Origin of the sequence: Streptomyces sp. NPDC003300, assembly GCF_040610915.1 — a bacterium.
In the GTDB taxonomy this organism is placed as follows: domain Bacteria; phylum Actinomycetota; class Actinomycetes; order Streptomycetales; family Streptomycetaceae; genus Actinacidiphila.
In genome coordinates, this window is sequence record NZ_JBEXNE010000008.1 from 152,911 (window position 1) to 164,649 (window position 11,739).

General features: G+C 72.3%; 9 protein-coding genes. 4 read left to right on the forward strand and 5 right to left on the reverse strand.

Going from position 1 to position 11,739, the window contains the following annotated elements:
* Nucleotide 1: 1 nt before the first annotated feature.
* From ABZX65_RS14685 to ABZX65_RS14705, 5 genes are all read right to left on the reverse strand, one after another.
* On the reverse strand, nt 2-3,184 hold the full coding sequence (locus tag ABZX65_RS14685) for a glycoside hydrolase family 38 C-terminal domain-containing protein (protein ID WP_355338409.1): 3,183 nt from the start codon (nt 3,182-3,184) through the stop codon (nt 2-4).
* 111 nt (nt 3,185-3,295) lie between these two features.
* Complete coding sequence (locus ABZX65_RS14690; RefSeq protein WP_355338412.1) at nt 3,296-4,153, reverse strand: NAD(P)-dependent oxidoreductase; 858 nt, start codon at nt 4,151-4,153, stop codon at nt 3,296-3,298.
* Nucleotides 4,153-5,043, reverse strand: a complete 891-nt coding sequence (locus ABZX65_RS14695; protein WP_355338415.1) for a carbohydrate ABC transporter permease — start codon at nt 5,041-5,043, stop codon at nt 4,153-4,155. Before ABZX65_RS14695 ends, ABZX65_RS14690 begins: the two co-directional genes overlap by 1 nt.
* Nucleotides 5,040-6,047, reverse strand: a complete 1,008-nt coding sequence (locus ABZX65_RS14700; protein ID WP_355338418.1) for a sugar ABC transporter permease — start codon at nt 6,045-6,047, stop codon at nt 5,040-5,042. The genes ABZX65_RS14695 and ABZX65_RS14700 overlap by 4 nt, the downstream gene beginning before the upstream one ends.
* Nucleotides 6,044-7,384 carry an extracellular solute-binding protein gene (locus tag ABZX65_RS14705; RefSeq protein WP_355338421.1) on the reverse strand — a complete coding sequence of 447 codons (1,341 nt, stop codon included), beginning with the start codon at nt 7,382-7,384 and terminating at the stop codon, nt 6,044-6,046. Before ABZX65_RS14705 ends, ABZX65_RS14700 begins: the two co-directional genes overlap by 4 nt.
* A gap of 251 nt (nt 7,385-7,635) precedes the next feature.
* Here ABZX65_RS14705 and ABZX65_RS14710 point away from each other — a divergent pair, with 251 nt between their 5' ends.
* From ABZX65_RS14710 to ABZX65_RS14725, 4 genes are all read left to right on the forward strand, one after another.
* Entirely contained in the window at nt 7,636-8,382 is a 747-nt protein-coding gene (locus ABZX65_RS14710; protein WP_355338424.1) for an IclR family transcriptional regulator, read from the forward strand.
* A gap of 287 nt (nt 8,383-8,669) precedes the next feature.
* On the forward strand, nt 8,670-9,956 hold the full coding sequence (locus ABZX65_RS14715; RefSeq protein ID WP_355338427.1) for an enolase C-terminal domain-like protein: 1,287 nt from the start codon (nt 8,670-8,672) through the stop codon (nt 9,954-9,956).
* A gap of 80 nt (nt 9,957-10,036) precedes the next feature.
* A complete protein-coding gene (locus tag ABZX65_RS14720) occupies nt 10,037-10,672 on the forward strand; it encodes a ThuA domain-containing protein (protein ID WP_355338792.1) in 636 nt (211 codons plus the stop codon).
* On the forward strand, nt 10,657-11,739 hold the full coding sequence (locus ABZX65_RS14725; RefSeq protein ID WP_355338430.1) for a Gfo/Idh/MocA family oxidoreductase: 1,083 nt from the start codon (nt 10,657-10,659) through the stop codon (nt 11,737-11,739). Before ABZX65_RS14720 ends, ABZX65_RS14725 begins: the two co-directional genes overlap by 16 nt.

Here is an 11,739-nt window from a genome sequence, read left to right on the forward strand (position 1 = left end):
ACTAAGGACGCGCCAGGCGGAGCGTCAGGATCTGGAACGGGCGCAGGTCCAGCGGGAAGGAGCCGTCCCCGGCCCGGGGGAGGGGAGCGGTGGGGCTCTCCAGGAGGTCGGTGACGTGCGCCGCGGCGACGGGGAAGCCGGTGTGCAGCGCCCCGCGCGCGCCGCCGCCGCGCGACTCGTAGAGCCGGACGACCACGTCGCCGCCGCGGTCGTCGGCGAGCTTCACCGTCTCCACGACGATGTCGGGGTTGTCGACGGTGACGAACGACGGCCCGGCGGCGGCCCCGCCGGTCGACGCCGAACTGCCTGGCCGCAGCGGCAGGTTGAAGGAGTAGCCGGAGGCGACGGCGTCGCCGACCCCGGCGCCGACCACCAGGCCGTAGGCGAAGGAGTGCCGCCCCCGGTCGGCCTGCGGGTCGGGGCTGTGCGGCGCGCGCAGCAGCGACAGCCGCAGCGTGGTGGTCGTACCGCCGTCGTCGCGGGTCAGGCGCGAGACGTCGTGGCCGTAGGTGGAGTCGTTGACGACGGCGGCTCCCCAGCCGTGCTCGCCCACGTGCACCCAGCGGTGGGCCCAGAGTTCGAAGCGGGCGGCGTCCCAGCTCGTGTTCTCGTGGGTGGGGCGCTGGACGTGCCCGAACTGGATCTCGGCGCTCTCGCGCTCCGCGTGCACGTTCAGCGGCCACGCGGCCTTGAGGAGGGTGTCCCGCTCCTGCCAGTCGATGTCGGTCCGGACGGTCAACCGGGCGCTTCCGGCGGTGAGTTGCAGGTCCTGCGTGAGGTGCGAGCCGCCGAAGGAGCGCGTGACGCGCACCGACGCGAGCAGCGGCCCGGCCTCGGTGACCTCGACGGCGTCGACGGCGGTGAGGTCGCGGACGGTGTCCCGGTAGTAGCCGTCGATGTTCCAGGCGCTCCACCGGTTGGGGTCGTCCGGGTGGAGTTGCAGCAGATTGCCCGCCGCGCCGGGGGCGATCGCCTCGCGTCCGGCGCGCAGGTCGTACGCGGACCGCACGAGGCCGTCGGCGTCGATCCGTATCCGCAGCACCCCGTTGTCGAGGGTGATCCCGGTGGTGTCCTCGGTGACCGAGACCGGGGGCAGCGCGGAGCGCACGGCCCGGCCGGTGCCGAAGGCGGGGGCCTCGACGAGGACGGCGGTACGTCCGTCGGACAGCGGCTGGCCGTCGGCGGCGGGGGTGCCCGCGGGCAGGACGGCCACCTCGCGGCGCGCGTAGGGCCCGGCGTTGTAGAAGACGGGTCCCGAGTCGGCGGGTCCTGAGTCGGCGGGTCCTGAGTCGGCGGGTCCCGAACCGCCGGGCCCCGAACCGGCGGGTCCCGCGCCCGTCCCCGCACCCACCGCTGCCTCGATCACCTCGGCCAACTCGGCCTGCAACTCCCGGTGTACGGCCTCCGCCTCCCGGTGCACCCAGGCGATCGAGGAGCCCGGCAGGATGTCGTGGAACTGGTGCAGCAGCACCCGCCGCCAGATCGACTCCAGCCGCTCGTACGGGTAGGGGGCGCCGCCGCGGACCGTGGCCGCCGCCGACCACAGCTCGGCCTCGCGCAGCAGCGCCTCCGCGCGCCGGTTGCCGCGCTTGGTACGGGCCTGGCTGGTGTAGGTGCCGCGGTGATTCTCCAGGTACAGCTCGCCGCGCCAGACCGGCAGCCGCTCGTACTCCTCGCGCGCCTCGTCGAAGAAGGCCGAGGGGTCGCCGACTTCCACGCGGGTGGAGCCCTCCAGGTCGCGCAGCCGCCGCGCCTTCTCCAGCATCTCGCGGGTCGGCCCGCCGCCGCCGTCGCCGAAGCCGAAGGGGGCGAGCGAGCGGGTGGCGGCGCCCTTGTCGGCGAAGTTGTGCTCGGCGTGGGCCAGTTCGGCGCCGGTCAGGGAGGCGTTGTAGGTGTCGACCGGCGGGAAGTGGGTGAAGATCCGGGTGCCGTCGATGCCCTCCCAGTGGAAGGTGTGGTGCGGCAGCCGGTTGGTCTCGTTCCACGAGAGCTTCTGGGTGAGGAACCAGCGGGCCCCGGCCAGCGCGGCGAGCTGCGGGTACGCGGCGGTGTAGCCGAAGGAGTCGGGCAGCCACACGCCGTCCTGCGGGATGCCGAACTCCTCGGCGAAGAACCGCCGCCCGTAGACGAGTTGGCGGGCCAGCGCCTCACCGCCGGGCAGATTGCCGTCCGCCTCCACCCACATGCCGCCGACCGGCGCCCAATTGCCGTCGGACACCGCCTTCTTGATCCGCTCGAAGATCTCGGGGCGGCGCTCCTTCATCCACGCGTACTGCTGCGCGGAGGAGCAGGCGAAGACCAGCTCCGGGTACTCCTGCGCCAGCGTCGTCATATTGGTGAAGGTCCGGGCGCACTTGCGGACCGTCTCGCGGACCGGCCACAGCCACGCCGAGTCGATATGGGCGTGCCCGACCGCGGTGACGGTGTGCGCGGAGGCGTGCGCGGGCCGGGACAGCACGTCCGTCAGCCGGTCGCGGGCGGCCTGCGCGGTGCCCGCGACCGCGCGCACGTCGACCGCGTCGACCGCCCGCTGGAGCGCCCGCAGGATCTCGTGCCGCCGCGACCCGTCTGTCGGCAGCTCGCGCATCAGCTCGTCCAGCACCTCCATGTCGTGCAGCAGGTGCCACACCGCGTCCTCGCGCACCGCGATCTCGGCGGCGCGCAGCCGGTACAGGTGTTCCTCGCCCGCGGTGTCCCGCGAGCCGTAGTGCGTGCCGACCGCGAGCGCGCCCTCGATCATCGGGTTCGCGGCCAACTCCACCAGCAGCTCGACCGGTTCGCCGCCCGCGGCGGGCTCCGCGAGCAGCACCGAGCGGTGGTGCGGGTGCAGGCCCTGCACGGGTGCGCCCGCCGCGTCGTGGACGAAGCCCTCGGCCTGGCCGCCGGGGCCCTTCGTCGGGTCGAAGCCCAGGTCGAAGACGGCCTCCACCCGGCGGCCCGCCCAGGCCGCCGGTATCCGGCCGGTCGCCCGCAGCCAGGTCGTCGACCACGGACCGCCCCAGGTGTCGCCGATCGCGGCGGGCGCGTACGTCGCGGCCAGCGCGTCGGCCACCGGTACGGGTTCGCCCGGCGCCTGCCAGGCGGCGAGATCGAGGGTCAGCGCGTCACTGTAGAGGGCGGGACGGACCACCTGAGCGAGGAATTTGGTGATCCGCTCTTCGACGATGTGCCGGTCGTCATGCACAGTTGCGTTTCCTTCTGCCGTGGGCGGGCGGGTGCCGGAAGGGCGGGCGGATGCGGGAGGGCGAGTGCTCGCGGAAAAGCCGTGGGGGACGTGGGGGACGTGGGGGAGGGGTCAGGTGCGGCGCTCCGCTCCGGCCGTACGCCAGGTGCGCCGGGGCGTGAAGCCCAGCAGCTCCGTGCAGGCGGCCGTGTCGAAGAGCGAGGCGTGGTCCGGGAGGCCGCTGCGCAGCGGCACCCCCGGATGGTGACGGGCCATCAGTTCCGCGGACGGCAGCGCGGATGTCGTGTCGGCGGCCGTGACGTTGACGACGTGACAGCCGGTCAGCTCGGTCTCCAGCGCGCGCCGTACCGCCTCGGCCGCGTCCAGGGTGTGCAGCCAGCCCCACAGGTCGTGCCGCTGACCGGCCGGGTCGGCGGCGCAGGCGTCCAGGAAGTGGCCGAGCCGGTCGCCGGTCCCGGTGAAGGGCAGCCGCAGACAGACCGCGTCCAGGCCCCAGCGCCGGTGTGCGGTGCGTGCCACCTCCTCCAGCGCGGCCTTCGACAGGCCGTACGGGTCGCGCAGCACGCTCGGATGGGCCTCGTCCAGCGGGACGTAGGACGGCGAGACCGGCACCGGTGACCAGGCCAGGCCCACCGCGGCCATGCTGGAGGCGGCCACCACCCGGCGCACCCCGGCCCGGCCCGCCTCCTCGAACACCCGGTGCGCCGTCAGGCAGTTGTGCGCGAACAGCGTGCTCGGGTCGGTGTCGTTCGGGTGCGGGATCGCCCCGAGGTGCACCACCGCCTCCGCGCCCGCCATGGCCTCGCGGACCAGTTCCGGGTCCTGGAGGTCGCCGGTGTGCACGCGCGCGGCGCGCGGCTCGGTCACCGGCAGCAGGTCGGTGAGCACCAGGTCGTGCCCGGCGGCCAGCAGCGCCGCGGTGACATGGCCGCCGATGTGTCCGGCGGCCCCCGTGATCAGGACGCGCATCAGCCCTTCACCGCCCCGACCAGGCCGTTGACGAAGTAGCGCTGGAGGCTCAGGAACAGCAGCGCCACCGGGATGACGACGATCAGCGCGCCCGCCATGAGGTTGTTGTAGTGCGGCACGTTCGACGAGGCGAGCGTCTGGAGCCCGAGCGGCAGCGTGTACGTGCTCTCGTCGTTGAGCGACACCCGCGTCAGCAGGTACTCGTTCCAGGTGGGGATCGCGGTGAGCAGCGCCACCGTGATCAGCGCGGGCCGGGCCAGCGGCAGATAGATCCGGGTGAAGATGTGGAACTCGTTGGCGCCGTCGACCCGCGCCGACTCCCGCAACTCCTGTGGCACGGCGCTGAAGGCGCCGGTCATCAGCAGCACCGACAGCGGCGCGCCGCCGTTGACGAAGGGCAGCACCAGACCGATGTGCGTGCCCAGGATGCCCATCTTGTTCTCCAGCAGCACGATCGGCAGCATCACCGTGATGCCGGGCACGAACAGCAGCGCGACGAAGAGCTTCTGGAGCAGGCCGCGGCCGGGGAAGTCCAGCACCGCGAAGGCGTATCCGGCCGCCGCGTACACCCCGAGCGTCAGCACCACGGTGAGCGCGGTGACCTGAAGGCTGTTCAGGAAGTAGTGGAAGAAGTGCAGTTGGTTCCAGGTGTGGGTCAGCGTGTCCAGCGTCGGGTGGTGCGGGATCAGATGGCCGCCGCGTACCACCTCGACCTGGTCCTTGAAGGCGGCCGAGATCATCCACAGGAAGGGGTAGACGCTGACCAGGCCGTAGAGCGTCAGCAGGATGCCGACGGTCCAGCGCGCGGCGGCGCGCGAGACGGCGGCCCTGGCCGGCGAGGCGGGTCCTGTGGTGCGCGAGGGGCCCGCGCCGGAGATGTTCGTCGTCATGTTCTGCTCCGCATGACTCGCAGGTTGATCAGGGCGAGCACCACGGCGGCGGCGAACAGCAGCCAGCCGAGGGCGCTCGCCAGGCCGAGCGTCGGCGCCAGGTCCTTGAGGAAGGCCAGCCGGTACGCCTCGAGGCCGAGGACGTTGGTGTGGTCTCCGGGACCGCCGTTGGTCATCACCAGGAAGGTCTGGAAGCCCTGGAGGGAGTCGCGGAGATTGAGCAGCACGACGATCGAGGTGATCGGCCGGACCAGCGGCCACACCACCGACATGTTCGTCCGCCACCATCCGGCGCCGTCGAGCTGCGCGGCTTCCATCACGCTGCGGTCGATGGTCTGAAGACCGGTGAGGTACATCAGCATCGCGACCGGCACCGCCCCCCACACGGTGACCACGATCATCGTGGGCAGCGCGGTGTGCGGGTTGCCGAGCCAGCCCTGCGGCTGCGCGAGCGACCCCATGCCGACGCTGCTGAGCAGGGTGTTGACCGCGCCGTCCGGCTGGAGGATGTACTGCCAGGCGAAGAAGACGGCGATGCCGCTGGTGACGTACGGCACGAAGTACACCGAACGCAGCACGCCCTGCATCCGCTTGGCGGAGTTGAGCAGGATCGCCAGCGGGAAGGACACCGCGACGGTCAGCAGCGGGACGGCGATCATCACGTACAGGGTGTGGAGCGCCGCGTGGTGCAGCCGGGGCGCGTAGGCCGGATTCTGCCAGAGCAGGTCCTTGTAGTTCTGGAGGCCGACCCAGTCCCAGTGCGGCGCGAAGCCGTTCCAGCGGGCGAAGCTCAGCAGGAAGCCGTAGCCGACGGTGTACAGGCCCATGACCGCGAAGAGCACGACGGCGGGGGCGACGAACAGGTAACCGGAGACGGCCTCGTAGCCGCGGCGGCGCGGGGGACGCGTACCGCGGCCGGCGGCGGCGCGCGCGGCCGGCCGGGGATCGCCTCCCCGGCCGGCGCCGGCCGTCTCCGTGAGCGTGGGACGGGGTGCGGTGGTCACTTGGACGTCGCCCAGAAGGAGTTGTTGAGCTTGGCCATCGCCTTGCCGGTCTGGTCCACGCTCTTCTGCTTCAGCGGCGTCAGGTCGGCCAGCACCTCACCCATCGAGTCCTGGTCGTACGTCGGCGGCCGGAAGGTGTTGTCGCTCGGGTCGTAGGTGGTCTCCGGCGTGCCGACGAAGGTCTTCAGCATGTCGGCGAGGGTCGGGCCCATCACCGAGGCGGCGTCCGCGCCGAGTTCGGTGGCGGGCACGTCGGTGGCGTCCTTGGCGAACTTCGAGGCGATGTCGGGCCGCGCCAGGAACTTCATCCACTTCTCGGCGTTGTCCGGGTGCTTGCTGGTGGAGGTGACCGTCAGACCGGTGAGCGCCAGCGGGCCGAGCGCCCGGTGGGGCACCGCGCCGTCGCCCGGCGAGGGCAGGCCGAAGGCCATCACGTCGTCGGGGTTCATGCCGTTCTGCTGGAGGAAGGCCAGCGTGAAGGTGCCGCCGATGTCGAAGGCCGACTTGCCCTGGGCGAACGCCTGGTCGGCCGCGTCGATGTCGAGGGTCTGGGTGCCCGGCATCCAGTACGGCTGGAGCTGCGCGTACTGCGTGAGGACCTTGGTGCCGTCGGCGGAGGAGAAGTCCGCGCCTGCGTCCTTGCCGAACAGCGCCTGGTACTTCTCCTTGCCCAACTGGGCGAAGGCCAGCGGCTGGAGGACCCAGGTCAGACCGGTCGCCTTGACCTTCAGACCGAGGCTGACCCCGCCGTTCTTCGGGTCCTTGGTGGTGGTGGCCTTCAGGTCGGCCAGGAACTCGTCCCAGTTCGCGGGGGCCTTGGTGATCCCGGCGGCGGCCAGCATCTTCTTGTTGGCCATGACGATGCCGAAGGTCCCGGAGGTGAAGGGCACGCTGAAGCGCTGGCCCTTGCTCACGCCGTGCGTCTTGGAGTCGGCGGGCTTGGACTCGGTGTACTTCGCGTCCGTGACGGTGCCCGAGACCTGGACGCCCTTCTGGTACAGGCCGCTCCAGGCGGCGTCGACGTCGCCCGCGATGTCCTTGGCTATGCCGGTGGCGCCGAGCACCAGGTCCTCGCCGTCGGAGTGCGTCTCCAGCACATCGGGCAGGTCGTGGGTCTTGGCGGCGGCCTGGAGCTTGGTGCTGTACGCGTCGTCCGGTCCGTACGCCTCGATCTTGACGGTGATGCCGGTCTGCTTCTTGAACTCGGCCGCCGCGTTGCGCAGTCCGGCGACGTGCGACTGCTTGAAGGTCCACATCTCCAGCGACTTGCTGTCCCCCGATCCGGAGGAGCCGCCGCCGCAGGCGGCCAGCGGGCTCAGCGAGAGGACGGTGGCCACAGCGGCTGCGGCGAGTCTCGTCTTCGGGGTAAAACGTGCGAATGGTGTGTTCATGGGCCCCTACCTAGGATTCGACCGTTCAGAAGACCGAATGACGTTGGAGTGACTGAACTTAGGGTCGTGTTTGATATAGCGTCAAGACGCACGCCGCGATGGGAGTGGGCACTCTTATGCGTCGTGCATCGGCGGCGGGGAGCGGAGGATCGGTGGAATCGGTGGCAGAAGCGGCGCGCGGGCGGAAGCCCGAAGAGGTGAAGTCCGCAGCTCGGGTACTGGAAGTGCTCGAACTGCTCGGCGCGGACGGCGCCCGGCTCTCGCTGGCGGAGATGGCGACGGCGATGGCGGTGCCGAAGAGCAGCCTGCACGCCATCCTGCGCACGATGCAGGCGCGCCGGTGGGTGGATCTCGACCCGTCAGGGACGCGCTACAGCCTCGGTCTCAAGGCGCTGTTGACGGGCACCGCCTACCTGGAGGGCGACGACGTCACCAGCCTGGCGGGGCCGGTGCTCGACGCGCTGGCCGAGGAGACCGGCGAGGCCGTGCACCTGGGCAGGCTCGACGGCACGCACGTCGTCTACCTGGCCAAACGCGAGTCGCGGCACGCGCTGCGGATGTACTCCGCGGTCGGCCGCAGGCTCCCCGCGCACGCCACGGCGCTCGGCAAGGCGGTGCTCTCGCAGTACGACCACGCCGAGGTGCAGCGGCGGCTGGACTGGCCGCTGGAGCGGATGACCCCGACCACGGTGGTCGATCCCGACGCGTTCCTGGCCCAGTTGGCCGAGGCGCGGCTGCGCGGCTGGGCGGCGGACGACGGCGAGAATTCCGTCGACATCCGCTGCGTCGCGGTCGCGCTCGGCGGCGGCCAGGGCGAGGACGCGATCAGTTGCTCGGCGCCCAAGAGCCGGATGGACGACGCGCGGGTCGAGGAGGTCGCGCAGGCGGTCACCGAGGCCGCGCAGTCGCTGAGCACCCTGCTCAAACGGCTGGGCCAGCACTGACCGGCCGCCGCCACCGCGCCGACCGGCCGCGGGCCGGCCGCTGAACCGGCACGGGCCGCCCGCCGGCTCGCCACCGGCCCGCCGCCCGCCTGCCGCCGGGCCTGACGCGCTGTCGGGCCCGGCCTGACGGGCCGTCCGGCCGACCGGGGCGTGCCGACCCCTTGTGTGTCCCGCGTGGCGGGGGTTACGGTCGTTCCGAGTTTGTCAAAGTGATTGACAAACTCGGAATGCCCTCTCTACGTTCGGATACCGGTACGTCATTCCGTTACCTGTACGTGGGAGTTCGTATGGCATTGCCTGATGCCGGCCCCGCACCGCTCGCCCCGGCCCCCTGGGTCGACGAGCGCGGCGCCAAGATCCGCATCACGGCCGTTCGCACCTTTCTGACCGCCCCCCACGGGTGCCCCCATCTCATCGTCCGCGTCGAGACCGGCGAACCGGGCCTCTACGGCCTCGGCTGCGCCAGCGACCCCCAGCGCACGCTGGCCGTCCGCTCGGTGCTCGACGACTACCTCGCCCCGCTGCTCACCGGGCGGGACCCCGACGACATCGAGGACATCCACCGGCTGATCCTCAACAGCGCCTACTGGCGCGGCGGTTCGGTCACCGGCAACGCGCTCGGCGGCATCGACGTCGCCTTGTGGGACCTCAAGGCCAAGCGCCTCGGCGCGCCCCTGCACTCGCTGTTCGGCGGCAAGGTCCGCGCCTTCGCCGAGGCGTACACGCACGTCGACGGCCGCGACGCCGCCGAGATCGCCGACAAGGTCCAGGCCGCGAGGGAACACGGCTACCGGCACGTCCGGATCCAGGCCGCCGTGCCGGGCGCCGACACCTACGGCGCCTCCGGCGGCGGCACCGCGGACGCCGACGCGGTACGCGAGCGGCGCGCGCCCTGGGACAGCGCGGGCTATCTGCGGCACGTGCCGGGCGTTCTCACCCGTGTGCGCGAACTCGTCGGCGACGACGTCGAGTTGCTGCACGACGTGCACGAACGGCTCGACCCCCGGCAGGCCAGGGACTTCCTGCGCAGGGTCGAGGACGCCGGACTGTACTTCGTGGAGGACCTGCTCGCGCCCGAGGACACCCGGCACTTCAAGCGGCTGCACGACGCCTCGCCCGTACCGCTCGCGGTCGGCGAACTCTTCCACGACACCGCCCAGTTCACCGCCCTGCTGGACGGCCCCGACATCGACTTCGCGCGGATCCGCGTCCCCACCCTCGGCGGCCTCACCCCCGCCCGCAAGATCGCGGCCTTCTGCGAACTGCGCGGTGTCCGGCTCGCGCCGCACGGCCCCGCCGACGTCAGCCCGGTCGCCCAGGCCGCCACCTTGGCCATGGACATCTCCAGCCACGCCTTCGGCGTCCAGGAGGCCGCGGTCTTCAGGCCGCCCGTCCACGAGGTGTTCCCCGGCACGGTCACCGCGACCGCGGGCGGCCTCGTACCCCATGACACCCCGGGCCACGGAGTGGACTTCGACGAGGCCGCCGCCCGCCGTCACCCCGTGCCCGAACCCCTGGCCCACGACCGCTGGGCCCTGCTGCGCAACACCGATGGGAGCGTGCAACGCCCGTGACGAATCCGATCAGAGCCGGTGAACCCGGAGCCGGAGCCGACCAGGACGGGGCCGGCCGGGAGCGGTCCGCACGACGGGCGTTGGTGGTACGCGGCGGCTGGGAGGGCCACGCGCCGATCGCGATCACCGACCTCTTCCTGCCCTTCCTCAAGGACGAGGGCTTCACCGTCGAGACCGCGCAGTCCCTCGACGTCTACGCCGACCGGGACTTGATGGCCGCCACCGACCTCGTCGTCCAGTGCTGGACGATGGGCGAGATCAGCGGCGAGCAGACCAGGGGCCTGGCCGAGGCGGTCAGGGCGGGCACCGGCTTCGCGGGCTGGCACGGCGGGATCGTCGACTCCTTCCGCGGCGACGTCGACTACCAGTTCCTGACCGGCGGTCAGTTCCTCATGCACCCGGCGGGATTCCTCGACTACCGGGTCCATGTGCGGCCCGAGCGCGCCGACCACCCGGTGATCGCCGGGATCGGCGACTTCGACGTGCACACCGAGCAGTACTGGCTGGCCACCGACCCCGACATCGACGTGCTCGCCACCACGACCTTCCCGCCGGACGGCGAGCGCGCGCACCCGGTCGTGATGCCCGCGGTGTGGACCAGGAGGCAGGGCGCGGGACGGGTGTTCGTGTCCGCCATCGGGCACAAGGCCGACGACTTCGACGTGCCCGAGGTGCGGGCGCTGACCGAGAGGGGACTGCTGTGGGCGAGCCGTTGAGGATCGGCATGGTCGGCGCGGGCAAGATCAGCGGCCAGTACCTGGACACCATCGCCGGGCTCGAAGGGCTGCGGCTGACCGCCGTCACCGACCTCGACCCCGGCCGGGCCAAGGAGGCCGCCGAGCGCGCGGGCGCCGAAGTGGCGTCGAGCGTCGCGGAGTTGGTGGCGCGCGACGACGTGGACGCCGTCCTGAACCTCACCGTCCCCGCCGTGCACGCCGAAGTGGCGCTGGCCGCGGTCGCCGCGGGCAAGCACGTCTACGGCGAGAAGCCGCTCGCCGCCACCCGCGAGGAGGCCGCCGCCGTGCTCGCCGCCGCGCGCGCCGCGGGCGTCCGGGTCGGCAGCGCGCCCGACACCGTACTCGGCACCGGCACCCAGACCGCCCGCAAGGCCGTGGACGACGGGCTGATCGGCACGCCCGTCGCCGCGACCGCCTTCATGACCACCGCGGGCCACGAAGCCTGGCACCCGGACCCGGAGTTCTACTACCGGCCCGGCGGCGGCCCGCTGCTCGACATGGGCCCGTACTACCTGTCCGCGCTGGTCCACCTGCTGGGCCCGGTCGTCAAGGTCACCGGCGCCGTCGCCACCCCGCGCGCCGAACGCGCCATCGGCAGCGGCCCGCGCGCCGGGGCGCGCTTCCCCGTCGAGGTCGACACCCACGTCACCGGCGTCCTCCAGCACGAGGGCGGCGCCCTCACCACGCTGATCATGAGCTTCGACATCCACGCCGCCCGGCTGCCGCGGATCGAGGTGTACGGCACCGAGGGCTCGCTGTCCGTCCCCGACCCCAACGGCTTCGACGGCCAGGTCGAGTTGTTCACCGACGGTACGTGGCAGCCGCTGCCGGTCTCGGCCGGATACCGCGGCGCGGGGCGCGGCACCGGTCTCGCGGACCTCGCCGCCGCCGTCGCCGCCGGACGCCCGCACCTGGCGTCGGCCGAACTCGCCCAGCACGTACTGGACGTGATGCTGACACTGCTGGACGCCGCGCACGACGGGACGGCGCTGCCGGTCACCAGCGGCTGCGAGCGGCCCGCGCGGGTGGATTCCGTGACACCGTAA